Raw genomic sequence first — 18,382 nt, 5'->3', positions numbered from 1 at the left:
TCGTGTTCACGCTTCCGCACGCGGACGGGCCCGTGGTGATGGGCGTCGTCAACGTCACGGCCGACTCGTTCTCGGACGGCGGCCGCTACCTCGACGTCGACGCCGCGGTGCGTCACGGCCTCGAACTGCACGCCGCGGGTGTCGACATCGTCGATGTGGGGGGCGAGTCGACACGTCCGGGAGCCGACCGCGTCGACCCGTCCGTCGAGGCGGAGCGCGTCGCACCGGTGATCGCCGAGTTGGTCTCTCACGGCGTGTGCGTCAGCGTCGACACGATGCGGGCATCCGTGGCGACCGCGGCGATCGGTGCGGGCGTGTCCATCGTCAACGACGTCTCCGGTGGCCGCGCCGATCCCGACATGGCGGGTGTCGTCGCCGATGCCGGTGTCGCCTGGGTGCTCATGCACTGGCGTTCCACCGTCGACTGGACCCACCGACCCGGTGCCGCCGAGGAGCACGACTACGGCGACATCGTCGAGGACGTGCGCAGCGGACTGCTCCGTCAGGTCGACGCGGCCGTCGCCGCCGGGGTGGACAGTTCCCGCATCGTCCTCGATCCGGGGCTCGGCTTCGCCAAGAACGCGGAGCACAACTGGGCGTTGCTCCGCCGACTCGATCGTCTCGTCGACACGGGCATTCCCGTGCTGGTGGGTGCGTCCCGCAAACGATTCCTCGGCACTCTGCTCGCCCGCGACGGGCAGCCTCGCCCTCCGCACGGCCGCGACGCTGCGACGGCCGCGATCTCGGTGCTGTCCGCCGTGGCGGGCGCCTGGGGGGTGCGCGTCCACGACGCCGTCGGCACTCTCGACGCTCTCGCCGTGCACCGGCAGTGGCACGGCCCGACCGAACCGAAAGGCACGACATGACCGATCGCATCGAGCTGCGCGGATTGACCGTGCGCGGCAATCACGGTGTCTTCGACCACGAGAAGCGCGACGGGCAGGACTTCCTCGTCGACCTCGTCGTCCACATGGATCTCGCCCCGGCCGCGGCATCGGACGACCTGACGAAGACGGCGCACTACGGCGAGTTGGCCGAGGCCGCCGCCGCGGTCGTCGCGGGGCCGAGTCGCGATCTCATCGAGACGGTCGCGAGCGAGATCGCCGACGGTGTCCTGACGGATCCGCGCGTGGAACGCGTCGAGGTCACCCTGCACAAGCCGTCGGCTCCGATCCCCCTGACCTTCACGGACGTGGCCGTCGTGGTGAGCCGATCGAGGTCTGCGTGACCCGCGCGGTGCTCTCGATCGGGAGCAACATCGGGGACAGCGAACAGCAGTTGCGGGCCGTGGTCGAGGGTCTCGGTGACGCCGTCGTCGCAGTGTCGACCGTGTTCGCCACCGCCCCGTGGGGCGGCATCGACCAGCAGGACTTCCTCAACGCCGTCGTGATCGTGGACGACGAGAACACCGACTGCCGGGGCTGGTTGCGACGGGGACAGCAGTTGGAGACGGCCGCTCACCGCGAGCGGGTGCAGCGCTGGGGACCGCGGACCGTCGACGTGGACGTCGTCGTGTGCGACGACGTCGTCAGCGACGACCCCGAGCTGATTCTTCCGCACCCACTGGCGCACGAGCGCGCCTTCGTCCTCGCACCGTGGCTGGACGCCGATCCCGACGCCGTGCTGCGTGGCCGATCGGTGCGCGACCTGCTGGCCGAGCTGCCGGAGTCCGAACGTGCCGGTGTGCGTCGCACCGAGACACGGTTGTGGGACCCGGTGCGCTGCGGGCGGGCCGGCGGTGACTCCACGTGAGCCCGACGCGCGTGCGCGACCTCGTCGCGCTCGCGGCGTTCGCCGTGGTGGCCACCTGGATCCTCGCGTCCTCGTTCTACGGGTCTGTTCCGCCGATCTCGACGTTCGCCGGAGCGTCGCTGTATCCGGTGGCGGTCGTCCTCGTGGTCGTGGGTCTGCTGGTGCGGTCCCGATTGCGCACCCGCAGGATCGGCCCCGGGCCCGGCCAGCTGCATCCGATCACGGTCGCCCGCGCCGTCGCACTGGCGAAGGCCGCGGCCCTCGTCGGTGCAGCGGCGGCGGGAGTGTGGGCCGGTCTGCTGATCCATCTGCTGCCCCTGCGGTCCTCGGTGCGCGCGGCGTCGGAGGACACGCCGGGAGCGCTGATCGGCCTCGTCGCCGGGATCGTCGCCGTGGCCGCTGCCCTGTGGCTCGAGCACTGCTGCCGGACACCGGACGACGGAGCCGACGAGCCCGCCCACTGACCCGATCGCGGCCGTCCTCGGACACCCCGTCCGTGCATGGTGAAGTGCGACAGCCGCCCGAGCCGTTACCCTGGGATTCATGACGGACACCGGCAGGAGCAAGGCGAACCGTCGCACGAAACGCGGCGGCAACCACACGGCTCTCGCCGGTCTGGTTCTGCTGGGCGTGGTGGCCAGCGTTCTGATGATCCTCAGCGACAGCGTTCCGCTGCTGCGCGTGGGCATCGTGGCAGCGCTGTGGGCCGCCGTTCTCGGCGCGTTCGCGATGACGAAATACCGCCGCGACGCCGCGGTGGATCAGATGAAGGCGCGCGATCTGCAGACCGTCTACGAGCTCCAGCTGGAGCGGGAGATTGCCGCGCGCCGCGAGTACGAGCTCGGCGTCGAGTCGCGGGTGCGCGCCGAGATCGGTGCCGACGGAGACGAGATGCGTGCTCTCCGAGCCGAACTCGCGTCGCTGCGCCGCAGCCTCGAGATGCTGTTCGACGGCGAGTTGCCGGACGACCGCGCTGCCATCGCCGGCGAGGCGATGCGGATGCGGGAGCTGGCCGAGCGCTCCTACAGCGGCTACGAGCCGGCGCCGTCCGGTCTGTACGTTCCCGGATCGCGCACCCGCCCGCCGAGCTTCGCCCCCGATCCGACCTACTCCCGGCCCGGCTTCGCCACTCCCTTCGACGACCCGGTCACGGCGGAGACGTCGGTCATCGGCGGCGAGTTCGATCACGACGGCACCTTCCATCCGGCACCCGCACCGCCGTCGCCGCGCACCCCCGAATGGAACCCGTCGAGTCACCGCGCCGACAGCATTCCCGTCGCCCCCGAGCCGGAACCCCTTCCCGAGCCGGAACCCGAGCCCGAGCCGGAACCGCTGCCGGAACCCGAACCCGAGCCCGAACCCCTGCCGGAGCCCGAGCCGCTCCCCGAACCCGAGCCGCAGCCCGAACCCGATCCGCTGCCGACCCTGGACGTCGAGCCCGAACCCGAGCCGGAAGAGCCCGAGCTTCCGGAACCCGCGCCCGTCGCACCCGTGCAGTCGGGCGGTCGACGACGCGCTGCGGATCCGGACGACGAGTCCGACGCACCGGTCGACGCAGGATCGGGAGCACATTCGAGTGGGCGCTCCGTCGCGGACATCCTCGCGGGGATGGGCACCGCGGACGCGTCGACAGGATCGGGTCGCCGGCGCCGCCGTGCCGAGTAGACACCGCGCCGAGTGAGAGCTTCGTCGAGTGAGATCTGCGCCGCGGGTGTGACCGGCGTCGCATGGCGGTCGGTCGACGCCGGACACTAGTGTGGGCGTCGATGAGTCCGGTACCCGCCGAGCGGGACTGGAACTGTATCCCCGAGAGGACCCTTCTTGTCCCCCGATCGAGTCACGTCCGACCCCGCCCCGGCGCGCCTGTCCGTCGGTGTCGTGTCCGCAGGCCGGGTCGGTACCGCGCTGGGTGAGGCGCTCGAACGCGTCGGCCACGTCGTGTTCGGCTGCGCCGCCGTCTCCGACGCGTCCCGGCGCCGCGCCGAGACCCGCCTCCCCGACGCGGAGATCATGCCGGCCACGGATGTGGCTCGGCGCAGTGAACTGCTGATCCTCGCGGTGCCGGATCAGGAACTGGACGCGCTGGTCCGCGGGTTGGCGCGCACCGATGCGGTGTCGCCCGGAACTCTCGTGCTGCACACGTCCGGCGCCAACGGTGTCGGCATCCTCGCGCCGCTGGCGGGCCGAGGAGTGGTGACGATGGCCGTGCACCCCGCGATGACCTTCAGCGGCAAACCCGAGGACACCGACCGTCTGGCGACCGCGTGCTTCGGCATCACGGCGGCCGACGAGATCGGCCTCGCGATCGCGCAGGGACTGGTGCTCGAGATCGGCGGCGAGCCCGTGGGTGTGCCCGAGGAGGCGCGCACGCTGTACCACGCCGCGCTCGCCCACGGGTCGAACCACCTGGTCACTCTGGTCGTCGACGCCCTCGACGCGCTGCGGGACGCGTTGGCCCACGAGGAACTTCCCGGCCAGCAGCCGGTGGAACAGCGTCCCGGTGGTGTGGCGGAGCGGGTTCTGGCGCCACTGCTGTCGGCGGCGTTGGACAACGTGCTGCGCAGCGGACAGGGCGCGTTGACCGGTCCGGTGGCGCGCGGCGACGGGGCGACGGTGTCCAGGCATCTCGACGCGTTGACCGATCTCGACCCGCGGATCGCCGCGGGCTATCGCGCGATGTCACTGCGTACGGCCGAGCGGACCGGCGCGGACGACACCGTGATGAACGTCCTGCGGGACAACGAATGAGGAGGCAGCCGTGAGTGCACTCGACGGCGCGTACACACCGGGTGAACTGACGGTGCATCACGCACCCGATGTCGTCCGGTCGGTCACCCGTGCCCTGCGCTCGGCGGGACGCCGAGTCGCGCTCGTGCCCACCATGGGTGCGTTGCACGCCGGTCACGTCCAGCTCGTGGAGATGGCGAAGCGGAGCGGCGCTGTCGTCGTGGTGTCGATCTTCGTCAACCCGCTGCAGTTCGGGGCGGGGGAGGATCTCGACGCGTACCCGCGCACCCTCGACGCCGACCTGGACGTGCTGCGCGCAGCCGGGGTGGAACTGGCCTTCGTCCCGAGTGTGCAGGACATGTACCCGCACGGTCCGCGGACGACGGTGCACCCCGGTCCGCTCGGTGCCGAACTCGAAGGCGCCTCGCGGCCCGGCCATTTCGCCGGGATGCTGACGGTGGTCGCGAAGCTGCTCGGCATCGTCGCACCCACCACGGCCTACTTCGGGGAGAAGGACTACCAGCAGCTGGTCCTCATCGACCAGATGGTGCGCGACCTGAACATCGACGTCGAGATCCGCGGCGTCCCCATCGTCCGCGAGTCCGACGGTCTCGCCCTGTCCTCGCGCAACCGGTACCTCGACGAGCACCAGCGGTCCCTCGCGGTGGCCCTGTCGGCAGCGCTGATCGCCGGCACCCATGCTGCCGAGGGTGGTTCGGATGCCGTTCTGGCGGCGGCACAGTCGGTGCTCGACACGGTGCCGGAGGTGGACGTCGACTACCTCGAGATACGCGGAGCCGATCTCCGTGACGCACCCGAGGAGGGAGACGGCCGGTTGCTGGTCGCCGCCCGCGTGGGCACCACGCGCCTGCTCGACAACGTGGGCGTCGCTCTCGGTACCGGATTCCAGGGTCGCGATCCGGAATCCGCAGCTGGACAACGCCATCTCGGCCACTCCTGACTCCACTTCGACCGGCCTGCCCGCAACTCCGCCCGGCTCCAGACAGGTAAGGACCCACCATGCTCCGCACGATGATGACCTCGAAGATCCACCGCGCCACCGTGACCCACGCCGATCTGCACTACGTGGGGTCGGTGACCATCGATCAGGACCTGCTCGACGCCGCCGCGCTGCTCGAGGGTGAGCAGGTGACCATCGTGGACATCGACAACGGTGCTCGGCTCGAGACCTACGTCATCGCGGGGCAGCGTGGTTCGGGAGTGGTCGGGATCAACGGCGCCGCAGCGCATCTCGTGCATCCGGGTGATCTGGTGATCATCATCGCCTACGGCATCCTCGATCCGGCCGAGGTCGCCGAGTACGCGCCGAACGTGGTGTTCGTCGACGCCGACAACCGCCCCGTCCAGGTGGGCACCGATCCGGCGGACAGCCCGGCCGGCTCCGGACTGATCTCGCCGCGCACACTCACCGCGGACACGCGTGACACGGTCTCGGTCTGATGCTGCTCACCGTCGACGTCCGCAACACCAACATCGTGTTGGGCGTGTTCACCGGCACCGGTGACCACGCGCGGCTGACGCGGCAACGCCGGATGCGGACGGACGCGTCGATGACGGCGGACGAGCTCGCGTTGACGTTCCGCGGTCTCCTCGGTCCCGACGTGGAGACCATCACGGGTGTCGCGGCGCTGTCGACGGTCCCGTCGGTGCTGCGCGAGATCAGGACGATGCTGGGGCGGTACTGGTCGCACGTTCCCCACGTGGTCGTCGAGCCCGGTGTACGCACGGGAGTGCCTCTGCTGGTGGACAATCCGAAGGAGGTGGGCGCCGACCGCATCGTCAACAGCCTCGCGGCTCACCACCTGTACGACGCCCCGTGCATCATCGTCGACTTCGGGACGTCCACGTGTGTCGACGTCGTGTCGGCGAAGGGGGAGTTCCTGGGCGGATCGATCGCACCCGGACTCGAGATCTCCATGGACGCGCTCGCGTCCCGCTCGGCGGCGCTGCGCAAGGTCGAACTGGTCCGGCCCCGAGGTGTTCTGGGCAAGAACACCGTCGAGGCCATGCAGTCGGGTGCGATTTTCGGCTTCGCCGGCCTCGTCGACGGCATCGTCGACCGGGTGTGCCGCGAGGTGCCCGGCTTCGACGGCGACGACGTCGTCGTGGTGGCCACCGGCGACACGGCGTCGCTCGTCATGGACGACTCCTCGTCGATCGATCGCATCGAGCCGGACCTCACGTTGGCGGGACTGCGGCTGGTCTACGAGCGCAATCAGGCCCGTCGCCGCTGATCGAGGCCACGACGGTCGAGGTGGCGCGCTGCCGAACGGTGTGCCACACTTTCGGGGTGACTGATCGCACGGGTGCTCGGGAGTGTTGTCGGGGCTGACGCCTGCCCTGACTGTCATCACACCTCCCTGGAGTCCTGTCGTGCTCTCGCTCTCTGCTGTCGCCCCCACCTCTCTGCGTCCCGCCGATCTGCTGCGCCTCACCGATCAAGGTGCGGCGGACGTGCTCGACGGTCGCCATGATGCGCTCCTCCCGCCCGGTGGAGTGTTTCCAGCAGGTGAACGGTGGTGTGCCCGTCTACATTCGGACGATCTGGTCGACCTGTGGCTCATCAGCTGGGTGCCGGACAAGTCCACCGAACTGCACGACCACGCCGGATCGCTCGGCGCGCTGACCGTCCTGAGCGGCTCGCTCAGCGAATACCGTTGGAACGGTGAGGGTCTGCATCACCGCCGCCTGGATGCGGGTGATCAGGCGTCCTTCCCGCTGGGGTGGGTCCACGACGTCACCCACGCACCGGCCCCGACATCGGACCCGGTGACCGTGAGCGGTCCGACACTGAGCGTGCATGCGTACTCGCCGCCGCTGACGGCCATGTCCTACTACGAGATCGGCGAGCGCGGTGCTCTGCGCCGCACCCGGTCCGTCCTGACCGACCTGCCCGAGGGAGACGCGTGATGACGACTCGACCCACCACCCGATCGAGCATCGACGACATGCTCGAGCGCGCACGGTCCACGTACCGCCGCACGGACGTCTCCGAGCTGGCCGATGCCGTCGCCCGCGGCGCGGTGCTCGTCGACATCCGCCCCCAGGCACAGCGCGCGCTGGAGGGGACCATGCCGGGGGCACTGGCCGTCGAGCGCAACGTCCTCGAGTGGCGGTGCGACCCCACGAGCAGCGCACGCCTGGCCATCGCGGTGGATCACGACGTCGAGTGGATCGTGCTGTGCTCCGAGGGCTACACCTCCTCGCTGGCCGCCGCGGCGCTGCAGGAACTGGGGCTCACGCGAGCGTCCGACGTCATCGGTGGGTACCGCGCCATCGTCGACGCCGGGCTCACCGGCGTCGTGGGGAGCGCACGGCACTGCCTGCGCGAAGGGCGCACTCTCGTCGCGCACTGACCTCTCTATAGGCTGGGCAGTCGTGACCGAGACACCACGAGCAGACACCGACCCCGCCGCCGTTCCCACCGACGACACCCCGGAACAGGTGCGCATCCGCCGCGAGAAGCGCGCCCGGCTGCTGGAGTCTGGGCGCGAGGCGTATCCGGTGTCGGTCGCGAGGACGCACTCGCTGGCCGAGGTCCGGGCTGCGCATCCCGCGCTCGAGCCGGACACGCACACCGGCGAGCAGGTGGGGGTGGCCGGTCGCGTCATCTTCCTGCGCAACACCGGCAAGCTCTGCTTCGCGACGCTGCAGGACGGGGACGGCACGCAGCTCCAGGCCATGATCTCCCTCGCCGGTGTCGGCGAGGACGCGCTGGCGCTGTGGAAGTCGGACGTCGATCTCGGCGACATGATCTTCGTGCACGGCGAGGTGATCAGCTCCCGACGCGGCGAGCTGAGCGTCATGGCGGACGAGTGGCAGATGGCGTCCAAGTCGCTGCGGCCCCTGCCCGTCGCCCACAAGGAGATGAACGAGGAGTCCCGCGTCCGCCAGCGGTACGTCGACCTCATCGTGCGTCCCGGGGCGCGGGAGAACGCCCGCCGCCGCGTCGCCGCGCTGCGCGCACTGCGTGACGGGCTCGAGCGCCGCGGATTCCTGGAGATCGAGACCCCGATGCTCCAGACGCTGCACGGCGGCGCCGCGGCCCGACCGTTCACGACGCACTCGAACGCGCTCGACATCGACCTGTTCCTCCGCATCGCTCCCGAACTGTTTCTCAAGCGGGCGGTCGTGGGCGGCATCGACCGGGTCTTCGAGATCAACCGCAACTTCCGCAACGAGGGCATCGACTCCACGCACTCCCCGGAGTTCGCGATGCTCGAGACGTACGAGGCCTACGGCACGTACGACGACTCCGCAGTGATGACGCGCGAGCTCGTGCAGGAAGTCGTCCAGGCCGTGTACGGGTCGCTCCAGGTCACCCTCGCGGACGGTTCCGCGTACGACTTCGCGGGCGAGTGGACCACCATCGAGATGTACCCGTCGTTGTCGGCCGCCGTCGGTATCGAGGTGACACCGGAGACGAGCCCGGACGACCTGCGTGCGCTGGCCGATCGGGTGGGTCTCGCCGTGCCGACGGACAAGGGGTGGGGCCACGGCAAGCTGGTCGAGGAGCTGTGGGAGCACAGCTGCGGGGACCAGCTCCACACTCCGACGTTCGTCCGCAACTTCCCCGTGGAGACGTCGCCTCTGGTCCGGGCCCATCGCAGCATCCCCGGTGTGGTGGAGAAGTGGGACCTCTACGTGCGGGGCTTCGAGCTCGCCACCGGCTACTCGGAGCTCGTCGATCCCGTCGTGCAGCGCGAGCGCTTCGTCGATCAGGCCCGGCTGGCGTCGGCCGGCGACGACGAGGCCATGGTCCTCGACGAGGACTTCCTCACCGCCATGGAGTACGCGATGCCGCCCACAACGGGTACGGGAATGGGCATCGACCGCCTTCTGATGGCGCTCACAGGGCTGGGTATTCGCGAGACCATCCTCTTTCCATTGGTGCGTCCCGACCGCGGCTGACGCCCGAATGGAACATTCCACTCGGTACGCTGCAAGGCCTCGGTAATGCGCGCTATTATCGATCCTGCTCGGCGAAAAGTGTCGCTGTGTTCGGAGGGGGGAATGCGTCGAATGGTCAAGAAGGTGACGGTCACGCTGGTCGACGACGTCGACAACGTGCCGGCTGACGAGACGGTGTCGATCGGGTTGGACGGCACGTGGTTCGAGTTGGATCTGTCCAACTCGAACGCCGATGAGCTGCGGAAAGTCATGGATCAGTGGATCCAGCACGCGCGGCGGGTGTCGACGCGGACGACCGGGGGAGGGTCGGCCGCGAGCTCGTCCGGGGGCACGCGGACACGCGGAGCGGCCGATCGGGCGCGCAGTGCTGCAATACGGGAATGGGCGCGCACGCAAGGTTTCGAGATCAGCGCGCGGGGCCGCATATCGTCCGAGATCGTGCGGGCCTGGGAACTTTCTTCGTGATTCTGTCCTGTCTGTCGGAGTCATTGTCATTCGATTGAATGACAATAACTCCAATGGATGGGCGGAATGTCCGTCACGTCTCATCACGCCGACCCATTGCCGTGGGTGCCGATCAGGAGTAGGCCGTTCGCTGCGGGCGAAGGCGGGAACGGTGAATCCGCTGTCGCTCGTGGTAACGAATCTCCGGTGTCGTGCGTTGTGACTGCATACAAGGGTGCCGGTGTCGTCCCGATGGACGCGCCGAGGGCGTGGGAGCCACCGTTCGCCGTCGGATGAACTTCCCCGGCGGAGCGGCACTCGAAGGTCACGGCAACTAGAGTGAGAGTCGGGCTCGAGGTTCGGACTAGAGGGTCCGACGCCTGCCCCGTCATCAGTGTGAGGGAGAGCGATGTTCGAGAGGTTCACCGACCGCGCACGGCGCGTCGTCGTCCTGGCCCAAGAAGAGGCCCGGATGCTCAACCACAACTACATCGGCACGGAGCACATCCTGCTGGGTCTCATCCACGAGGGTGAAGGCGTGGCGGCGAAGTCTCTGGAGTCGCTCGGGATCTCCCTCGAAGGTGTACGCAGCCAGGTCGAGGAGATCATCGGCCAGGGCCAGCAGGCACCGTCCGGGCACATCCCGTTCACTCCGCGTGCCAAGAAGGTCCTCGAGCTCAGCCTGCGTGAGGCGCTGCAGCTCGGACACAACTACATCGGCACTGAGCACATCCTGCTCGGCCTCATCCGTGAGGGCGAGGGTGTGGCTGCGCAGGTGCTGGTCAAGCTCGGCGCCGATCTCAACCGCGTGCGCCAGCAGGTCATCCAGCTCCTGTCGGGATACCAGGGCAAGGAGCCCAGCGAGTCCGGCAGCAGCCGCGGCGAGGCGGGCACACCGTCCACGTCGCTGGTGCTCGACCAGTTCGGCCGCAACCTCACGCAGGCCGCACTCGAGGGCAAGCTCGACCCGGTGATCGGACGCGCGAAGGAGATCGAGCGCGTCATGCAGGTGCTGAGCCGCCGTACCAAGAACAACCCGGTGCTCATCGGTGAGCCCGGCGTCGGCAAGACCGCCGTCGTCGAGGGCCTCGCGCAGGCGATCGTCAACGGCGAGGTTCCCGAGACGCTCAAGGACAAGCAGCTCTACACGCTGGACCTGGGCTCGCTCGTCGCCGGCAGCCGGTACCGCGGTGACTTCGAGGAGCGCCTGAAGAAGGTGCTCAAGGAGATCAACACCCGCGGCGACATCATCCTGTTCATCGACGAGCTGCACACGCTCGTCGGCGCGGGTGCTGCCGAGGGCGCGATCGACGCGGCCTCCATCCTGAAGCCGAAGCTCGCTCGTGGTGAGCTCCAGACCATCGGTGCCACCACGCTCGACGAGTACCGCAAGTACATCGAGAAGGACGCGGCCCTCGAGCGTCGCTTCCAGCCGGTGCAGGTCGGCGAGCCGTCGGTCGATCACACGATCGAGATCCTCAAGGGTCTGCGCGACCGGTACGAGGCGCATCACCGCGTCTCGATCACCGACAGCGCGCTCGTGGCGGCCGCGACCCTGGCCGACCGGTACATCAACGACCGCTTCCTGCCGGACAAGGCGATCGACCTCATCGACGAGGCGGGCGCGCGCATGCGCATCCGTCGGATGACGGCGCCGCCGGACCTGCGCGACTTCGACGACAAGATCGCCGATGCTCGTCGGGAGAAGGAGTCCGCGATCGACGCGCAGGACTTCGAGAAGGCCGCCAACCTGCGCGACAAGGAGAAGCAGCTCGTCGCGCAGCGTGCCGAGCGCGAGAAGCAGTGGCGTAGCGGAGACCTCGACGTCATCGCCGAGGTCGACGACAACGAGATCGCCGAGGTCCTGGGCAACTGGACCGGCATCCCCGTGTTCAAGCTGACCGAGGAGGAGACCACGCGTCTCCTGCGCATGGAGGACGAACTCCACAAGCGCATCATCGGCCAGGTCGAGGCGGTCAAGGCGGTCTCGAAGGCCATCCGCCGTACCCGCGCAGGACTGAAGGACCCGAAGCGTCCGTCCGGCTCGTTCATCTTCGCCGGCCCGTCCGGTGTGGGTAAGACGGAGCTGTCGAAGGCTCTGGCGAACTTCCTGTTCGGCGAGGACGACGCGCTCATCCAGATCGACATGGGCGAGTTCCACGACCGGTTCACCGCATCGCGTCTGTTCGGTGCGCCCCCCGGATACGTGGGCTACGAAGAGGGTGGCCAGCTCACCGAGAAGGTGCGCCGCAAGCCGTTCTCCGTGGTGCTGTTCGACGAGATCGAGAAGGCGCACCAGGAGATCTACAACACGCTCCTGCAGGTGCTCGAGGACGGCCGTCTCACAGACGGTCAGGGTCGTACGGTCGACTTCAAGAACACCGTGCTGATCTTCACCTCGAACCTCGGTACGTCGGACATCTCCAAGGCCGTCGGGCTGGGCTTCTCCTCGGGTGAGGGCAGTGGCTCCAACTACGAGCGCATGAAGCTCAAGGTGCACGACGAGCTGAAGAAGCACTTCCGCCCCGAGTTCCTGAACCGCATCGACGACATCGTCGTCTTCCACCAGCTCACCAAGGACGAGATCATCCAGATGGTCGATCTCATGCTGGCGCGAGTGGAGGTTGCGCTCAAGAACAAGGACATGGCCATCGAGGTCACGGACAAGGGCAAGGCGCTCCTGGCGAAGCGTGGATTCGACCCGGTGTTGGGTGCGCGTCCGCTGCGTCGCACGATCCAGCGCGAGATCGAGGACCAGCTGTCCGAGAAGATCCTGTTCGGCGAGATCGAGCCGGGTCAGATCGTGCTGGTCGACGTCGACAACTGGGACGGCGAAGGACAGGGCGAGGACGCAGTCTTCACCTTCCGCGGCGAGAAGAAGCCGATCAGCCTTCCCGACGAGTTGACCGTCGACCTGGCGAAGTCGGGCGAGAGCTCCGAGTAGTACGTACGCACGGCAACGGGCGGGACCCTCACGGGTCTCGCCCGTTCTGCGTTCGTGGTGTCTCTCGCGATGAGTTCGGCCGCACCGCCCGGTCTGTACCGGTATGGCTACTGCAACCGTGAACTCGATGCTCCTGTCCAGCCCCGATCCCGAAGCGCTCGCCCGGTGGTACGGGGAGGTGTGCGAGGCGCCGCCGATGTCGATGGGCCCGTACACCGTGATCGACCTCGACGGCTTCTTCGTCATGTTCGACAAGCGTGACGACGTGACGGGCCCGAATCGAGAGGGTGCGCGCGTCGTCCTGAACGTGGAACCGGACGACCCGGAGGCGGTCGCCGGTCGAATCGACGCGCTCGGCGGCGAGTGGGTGAGTCCCCTCGAGAGCCGCGACGGGGACCTGTTCGCCACCGCGAAGGATCCCGACGGCAACTGGATCCAGCTGGTCCGTCTGCGGGACGAGATGGAAGCGCAGATGGGCGCTCCGACGACGCCGTTCTCCGGCATCGCGGTCCGAGACATGGAGGACACCACGCGCTTCTACCGCAATGTCCTGGGCATGCGCGTACTGCCGTCCGAGATGGGTACTTCCTGGATTCGCATCGACCGACGCACCAGCATGCTCGCCTACCCCAAGCCGGATCACGTACCGGCCACGCACACCGTGCTGAACATCCCGACGCGTGACATCGACGCCACGGTCGCCGACCTCACAGCGCGAGGTGTCGAGTTCGTCCGATACGACGGGGCACCGCAGGACGACAAGGGTGTCATGCGGGGGAACGGCCCGGACATCGCGTGGTTCACCGACCCGTCCGGCAACGTCCTTGCGGTGATCGCCGTCGACCCGAGCGTCTGACCTGGCATCGGTTCGAAGTCGACAGCCGCTGGATACTCTGAACGAGTCAAGAGTTCCCCAGCGACAAGGATGGCTGATGCCTACTCGTACAGCACGGACAGCATGGAACGGTTCACTCGAGGAAGGCTCGGGACAGGTCGAGCTCTCCAGCTCGAAGGTCGGCACGTACGACGTGTCGTTCCCCAAGCGTGCGGCGGACGACGCGGGCGGCACCACCAGCCCCGAGGAGCTCATCGCCGCAGCGCACTCGTCCTGCTACGCCATGCAGCTCTCGGCCGTCATCGCCGAGGCCGGTGGCACTCCGCAGAGCCTCGACGTCACCGCCGAGGTGTCGCTCGGACCGGACGAGGTCGGCTTCAAGCTGACCGGCATCACGATCACGGTGCGCGGTGAGGTCGACGGTCTGGACGCCGACGGCTTCGCGAAGGCAGCGCAGAACGCCAAGGAGACCTGCCCGGTGAGCAAGGCCCTGACGGGCGTCGAGATCACGCTCGACGCCGCTCTCGAGAGCTAACGCAACAGCTCGAACGTCCCCTGGACGACGGCGAACGCGTAGGCGTTGTCCAGGGGGCCGATCGCCTCGTCGGACTGCAGTTGGGTGGCCACCACCCAGTCCTGGCCCGTCGCATCCGTCAGCAACCACGACCCGGACACGTCGCCCGCGGCGTTGCCGTTCTTGTAGGCGACGTACGGCCAGCGAGCGGGATCGACCTCGGCGCCGGGGTTCAGCGCGAGGACCTGGCGCACGACGTCGATCTGCGGACCCGTGATCAACGCCGCGTACGCGCGGCAGATGTCGTTCGCGCTGCCGAACCACTCGACTCCGTCCGGCGTACCGGGCCTCGTCGCGATGCCCTGGTAGTCGAGGTCGGCGGTCACCGGATCGACGGGTTCGCTGTCGATGGTGCGATTCTCGATACCGGCCAGGATGTCGCGGCGGGTCTGCGTGTCGGCGTCGCGCCACTGCGCCCGCAGGTCCGGCCGTCCCCACCCGAGCACGAAGAACTCGCGTGTCGTCGGAAAGGGCGTCAGCGCCGCAGGATTCGCGGCGCCCATGATGGTGACCTCGGACTCGACCGCGTCCCGTCCGATGCGATCCATCAGCAGATCGGTGGCCGTGTTGTCGCTGATCGCGATCATCGCGTCGGTCGCCTCGCGCACCGTCACCGGTGTTCCCTCGGGAGCGAACTGCAACTGTCCCGACGGGGCCGACTTGCGTGCGTCGGTCACGGTCAACTGCTCGTCCCACGACAGCGTCCCGTTGTCGACGGCCCGCGCGACCGCGCCGAGCACGTACAGCTTCGCGACGGAGGCGAGCGGCAGGGAGTCGTCCGCGTTCAGGCTGTGAACGGGAGTACAGGTGCCGTCGGTGACGCGGGAGGCGACGTAGGACGTGCGGGCACCGAGAGCGGTGAGCGCGGCGTCCGACGAGGCGAAGGAGTCGACGCCCTCGGTGTCGGGCAGAGCCTGGATCCCGGACAGCAGGCCGTCCTCGGTGGCGCGCAGTCGCAGCGTCACGGGCGCGTTCCGGCCGGTGCTCAGTTGCACGGTGGACTCGAGGCCGTCCTCGGTCCGTTCGCCCACGGTGAGGGGTCCACTCGCCAGGATCTGCGCGACGGGACCGAGCAGCCCGCCGACCTGAGCCAGTGCCTGCGCCAGCTCGGGCGCCGCGAAGGAGTCGATCGCGGCCGGGTCGAGCGTGGTGGGGTCCGGCGTCGTGATCCAACCGAGGACGGTGTCGGTGACCGCCGTGATCGGCGCGCCGGCGGCCGGGGCAGCGGTCGTGTCGGCGGGTTCCGTCGTGGATCCGTCGCCGCGCGCGGCTCCCGACTCGAGCAGCGGATCGACGCCTGCGGAGCATCCGGCGAGCGTGAGAGTCGCGGTGACGGCAGCGGCCAGAATGGCGTACCTGCGTGACGTGGGCATGTGTCGCCGACCTCGTTCCCGCTCGAACTGCTGTGGCTCGAACTGCCGTGAAGAACCGACCTTACCTACAGCCATGTCCGGGTTTACCGGTCGGCCGGTCCGTCTCGACGGGCCGGAACGTCCAGGACGACGTCGAACTCCAGCAACGAGGCACCCGAGGCGACCGGCTTCGCCCGCTCACCGGAATGGGCCTCGCGAGCCGGTCCACCCGACCAGGCCTGGAACGACTCCTCGTCCTCCCACTGCGTGACGACGAAGTAGCGGCTCTCGCCCTTGACCGGGCGGAGCAACTGGAAACCGAGGAAACCGGGTGAGCCGTCGACCGATCCGGCGCGGGCGGCGAAGCGCTTCTCGAGTTCGGGGCCGGCGCCCTCGGGCACCTCGATGGCGTTGATCTTGACCACTGGCATGGACCCGAGGCTACCTGCGACGGTTACGGTCGAGCGATGCTGGACGACCACGGCGGCTCCGGAGTGCCCCTCGTGCTGCTGCACGGCCTGATGGGCGGCCCGGACACGTGGCGGCGGCAGGTGCCCTGGTTGCGGGAGCACGGCCACGTCCTCGCCGCCCGGGCGGCGGGACACGGGCGTGCTGCTCCGGCGACCCTCACCACCGAGGCGTTCGTCGACGAGCTGCGCGAGGCGCTGGCGCCGTTCGAGTCCGTGATCCTGATCGGTCACTCCATGGGCGCGCTCCACGCGTGGTGCCTCGCGGCGCGCGAACCGGATCGGGTGCGCGGGATCGTCGTCGAGGACATGGCTCCCGACTTCCGCGGTCGCACCTCCGACGGGTGGGCCGCCGTCATCCGTGCGTGGCCCCAGCCGTTCCCCGACGAGGCCGCGGTTCTGGCGTACTTCGGTGACGTCGCGGGGCAGTACTTCCTCGACTCCTTCGAGCGGACGCCGGACGGGCTGCACCTGCACGGAGACGTGGACACGTTCGCGGCGATCTCGGACGAATGGGGACGACGCGACTTCTGGGACGAGTGGCGAGCAGTGCGTGCTCCCGCGCTGCTGCTCGAGGCGGAGCACACGGTCACTCCAGCGGGTCAGATGGCGAGAATGGCTGCACTGCATCACGACTCGACGTACGAGGTGGTCGCCGGCGCCGGGCATCTGGTGCACGACGATCGGCCGGGGGAGTACCGGTGCGCTGTCGAGTCGTTCCTACGAGCCCTCCCCGGCGAGCGCGAAGGCGCCGGCGGACGTCTGCTCGACGAGCCCGTCGACCAGTAGCGAGTTCAGGGCACGGTCACGTTGGCCGGGATCGGTCGTCCACACCAGATCGAGCTCGGACTTCTCCACCGGACCCATCGTGGAGCGCAGTACGTCCATCAGTTTTCCGCGCACCTGCCGATCGGTTCCGGCGAACTTCTGCACCTTCCTCGGCGGTCCGTCGTGCGCCGGCCGACCGGCCTCGACCCACGCGCACGACGGGAGCGGGCAGTCCGCGCAGGCGGGATTGCGTGCGGTGCAGATGACGGCGCCGAGCTCCATCAGTGCCGCCGACAGAGTGGCCGCGGTGGCGACGTCCTCGGGCAGCAAGGCCTCGGTGTCTGCGAGATCTCGTGTGGTGCTGGGGTTTCCGGGCTCGGCGCGGCCGTGGACCGCACGGGCGACGACGCGCCGCACGTTGGTGTCGACGACGGGGACCCGCTGCCCGTAGGCGAAGCAGGCGACGGCGCGCGCGGTGTACGCCCCGACACCCGGCAGGGTCAGCAGCGTCTCGACATCCGACGGCGTCTCGTCGCCGTGGTGCTCGGCGAGGACGGCGGCGCAGTCGTGCAGGCGTGCGGCGCGACGGGGATAGCCGAGCTTGCCCCAGGCCCGCAGGACGTCGGCCCGCGATGACGCGGCCATGGCGGACGGCACCGGCCATCGCTGTACCCACTCGACCCAGATCGGAGCGACCCGCGCCACCGGAGTCTGCTGCAGCATCACCTCGCTCATCAGGATCTGCCACCCGCTGACACCGCTACGGCGCCAGGGCAGATCCCTGGCCTCGCGTCGGTACCACGAGACCAGAACCTCGCTGTCCATGTCTGTGATCCTTCCCGGAAGTCGGGGCCGCCACCGGCAGGTGACTCATGTTTCGGTAACAATGAGGCCATGCCTAATTCGAGTCCCCGCTCAGCATGGAACGCACTCGTCGAGGGTAATCGCCGTTTCGTCGACGGCCGCCCGGAGCATCCCAGCCAGGGGGTGGATCACCGCGCGTCGCTCGTCGACGGTCAACACCCCACCGCGATCGTCTTCGGGTGCTCCGATTCCCGGGTGGCAGCCGAGATCATCTTCGACCAGGGCCTCGGCGACATGTTCGTCGTCCGCACGGCCGGCCAGGTCGTCGACTCGGCCGTTCTGGGTTCCCTGGAGTTCGGCGCCGAGGTCCTCGAAGCGCCCCTGATCGTCATTCTCGGCCACGACAGCTGTGGCGCCGTCAAGGCGACCATCAACGCGCTGGACGAGGGCACCGTCCCCGGTGGCTTCATCCGCGACATCGTCGAGCGGGTCACGCCGTCCGTCCTCAACGCCCACCGACTGGGGTACACGCGCGCCGACGACGTCGAGGCGCGCCACGTCCTCGAGACCGGGAAGCTGCTGATCGATCGGTCGTCGATCCTCGAGAAGCGCGTCGCCGCGGGAAAACTCGCCATCGTCGGCCTGACGTACAAGCTGGCCGAGGGCAAGGTGGAGTTCCAGGGCGCGCTGGGCGACATCGGACACGTCGAGATGGGGTCGACCGACCGCACCGATGCGAGTGATCTGCTCACCTCGTCAGCGACGGCGAGCGACACGCCGTAG

General features: G+C 68.9%; 21 protein-coding genes. 18 read left to right on the top strand and 3 right to left on the bottom strand.

Features of this window, described 5'->3' with window-relative positions:
* Positions 1–38 precede the first annotated feature (38 nt).
* From folP to OG947_RS08985, 16 genes are all read left to right on the top strand, one after another.
* The gene (gene folP / locus OG947_RS09060; protein WP_051613538.1) at positions 39–866 is read left to right on the top strand and encodes a dihydropteroate synthase; all 828 of its coding nucleotides are present in this window, start codon (positions 39–41) and stop codon (positions 864–866) included.
* On the top strand, positions 863–1,228 hold the full coding sequence (gene folB / locus OG947_RS09055; protein WP_328810809.1) for a dihydroneopterin aldolase: 366 nt from the start codon (positions 863–865) through the stop codon (positions 1,226–1,228). Before folP ends, folB begins: the two co-directional genes overlap by 4 nt.
* The gene (folK, locus tag OG947_RS09050) at positions 1,225–1,752 is read left to right on the top strand and encodes a 2-amino-4-hydroxy-6-hydroxymethyldihydropteridine diphosphokinase (RefSeq protein ID WP_328813735.1); all 528 of its coding nucleotides are present in this window, start codon (positions 1,225–1,227) and stop codon (positions 1,750–1,752) included. Before folB ends, folK begins: the two co-directional genes overlap by 4 nt.
* Positions 1,749–2,216, top strand: coding sequence for a DUF3180 domain-containing protein (locus OG947_RS09045; RefSeq protein WP_027506469.1), 468 nt, complete (start codon positions 1,749–1,751; stop codon positions 2,214–2,216). The genes folK and OG947_RS09045 overlap by 4 nt, the downstream gene beginning before the upstream one ends.
* 79 nt (positions 2,217–2,295) lie before the next feature.
* Positions 2,296–3,417: a DUF6779 domain-containing protein gene (locus OG947_RS09040; RefSeq protein WP_328813734.1), complete on the top strand. Its 1,122-nt coding sequence runs from the start codon at positions 2,296–2,298 to the stop codon at positions 3,415–3,417.
* A gap of 156 nt (positions 3,418–3,573) precedes the next feature.
* Entirely contained in the window at positions 3,574–4,500 is a 927-nt protein-coding gene (locus OG947_RS09035) for a Rossmann-like and DUF2520 domain-containing protein (protein WP_027506467.1), read from the top strand.
* A 10-nt stretch (positions 4,501–4,510) separates the two neighbouring features.
* Positions 4,511–5,440: a pantoate--beta-alanine ligase gene (gene panC / locus OG947_RS09030; RefSeq protein WP_328813733.1), complete on the top strand. Its 930-nt coding sequence runs from the start codon at positions 4,511–4,513 to the stop codon at positions 5,438–5,440.
* 59 nt (positions 5,441–5,499) lie between these two features.
* Positions 5,500–5,940: an aspartate 1-decarboxylase gene (panD, locus tag OG947_RS09025; RefSeq protein WP_027506465.1), complete on the top strand. Its 441-nt coding sequence runs from the start codon at positions 5,500–5,502 to the stop codon at positions 5,938–5,940.
* Positions 5,940–6,734 (top strand): type III pantothenate kinase, encoded by a 795-nt coding sequence (locus OG947_RS09020; RefSeq protein ID WP_328813732.1) that lies wholly within the window; start codon positions 5,940–5,942, stop codon positions 6,732–6,734. Before panD ends, OG947_RS09020 begins: the two co-directional genes overlap by 1 nt.
* 139 nt (positions 6,735–6,873) lie before the next feature.
* Entirely contained in the window at positions 6,874–7,410 is a 537-nt protein-coding gene (locus OG947_RS09015) for a cysteine dioxygenase (protein ID WP_235579015.1), read from the top strand.
* Complete coding sequence (locus OG947_RS09010; protein ID WP_027506462.1) at positions 7,410–7,856, top strand: rhodanese-like domain-containing protein; 447 nt, start codon at positions 7,410–7,412, stop codon at positions 7,854–7,856. Before OG947_RS09015 ends, OG947_RS09010 begins: the two co-directional genes overlap by 1 nt.
* 22 nt (positions 7,857–7,878) lie before the next feature.
* Positions 7,879–9,411 carry a lysine--tRNA ligase gene (gene lysS, locus OG947_RS09005; RefSeq protein WP_328813731.1) on the top strand — a complete coding sequence of 511 codons (1,533 nt, stop codon included), beginning with the start codon at positions 7,879–7,881 and terminating at the stop codon, positions 9,409–9,411.
* Positions 9,412–9,522: 111 nt separating this feature from the next.
* Positions 9,523–9,876: a histone-like nucleoid-structuring protein Lsr2 gene (locus OG947_RS09000; RefSeq protein WP_222633172.1), complete on the top strand. Its 354-nt coding sequence runs from the start codon at positions 9,523–9,525 to the stop codon at positions 9,874–9,876.
* Positions 9,877–10,264: 388 nt separating this feature from the next.
* The gene (locus tag OG947_RS08995; protein WP_027506459.1) at positions 10,265–12,799 is read left to right on the top strand and encodes an ATP-dependent Clp protease ATP-binding subunit; all 2,535 of its coding nucleotides are present in this window, start codon (positions 10,265–10,267) and stop codon (positions 12,797–12,799) included.
* Between the two features lie 103 nt (positions 12,800–12,902).
* On the top strand, positions 12,903–13,655 hold the full coding sequence (locus tag OG947_RS08990; protein WP_328813730.1) for a VOC family protein: 753 nt from the start codon (positions 12,903–12,905) through the stop codon (positions 13,653–13,655).
* Positions 13,656–13,731: 76 nt separating this feature from the next.
* Positions 13,732–14,169, top strand: a complete 438-nt coding sequence (locus tag OG947_RS08985) for an OsmC family protein (protein WP_027506457.1) — start codon at positions 13,732–13,734, stop codon at positions 14,167–14,169.
* On the opposite strand, the gene OG947_RS08980 is transcribed toward OG947_RS08985, so the two are convergent.
* Both OG947_RS08980 and OG947_RS08975 read right to left on the bottom strand, forming a co-directional pair.
* Positions 14,166–15,581, bottom strand: coding sequence for a serine hydrolase (locus OG947_RS08980; protein WP_328813729.1), 1,416 nt, complete (start codon positions 15,579–15,581; stop codon positions 14,166–14,168). The genes OG947_RS08985 and OG947_RS08980 overlap by 4 nt on opposite strands.
* An 83-nt stretch (positions 15,582–15,664) precedes the next feature.
* The gene (locus OG947_RS08975; protein ID WP_027506456.1) at positions 15,665–15,991 is read right to left on the bottom strand and encodes an antibiotic biosynthesis monooxygenase family protein; all 327 of its coding nucleotides are present in this window, start codon (positions 15,989–15,991) and stop codon (positions 15,665–15,667) included.
* A gap of 36 nt (positions 15,992–16,027) precedes the next feature.
* Between OG947_RS08975 and OG947_RS08970 the strand changes: the two genes are divergently transcribed.
* On the top strand, positions 16,028–16,816 hold the full coding sequence (locus OG947_RS08970) for an alpha/beta fold hydrolase (RefSeq protein ID WP_328813728.1): 789 nt from the start codon (positions 16,028–16,030) through the stop codon (positions 16,814–16,816).
* Here OG947_RS08970 and OG947_RS08965 read toward each other — a convergent pair.
* Positions 16,748–17,620 (bottom strand): A/G-specific adenine glycosylase, encoded by an 873-nt coding sequence (locus tag OG947_RS08965; protein WP_037186305.1) that lies wholly within the window; start codon positions 17,618–17,620, stop codon positions 16,748–16,750. The genes OG947_RS08970 and OG947_RS08965 overlap by 69 nt on opposite strands.
* A 69-nt stretch (positions 17,621–17,689) precedes the next feature.
* Between OG947_RS08965 and OG947_RS08960 the strand changes: the two genes are divergently transcribed.
* Positions 17,690–18,382, top strand: coding sequence for a carbonic anhydrase (locus tag OG947_RS08960; protein WP_051613514.1), 693 nt, complete (start codon positions 17,690–17,692; stop codon positions 18,380–18,382).

Origin of the sequence: Rhodococcus sp. NBC_00297 (assembly GCF_036173065.1) — a bacterium.
In the GTDB taxonomy this organism is placed as follows: Bacteria; Actinomycetota; Actinomycetes; order Mycobacteriales; family Mycobacteriaceae; genus Rhodococcoides.
This window is presented reverse-complemented; position numbering and strand designations above follow the sequence as displayed.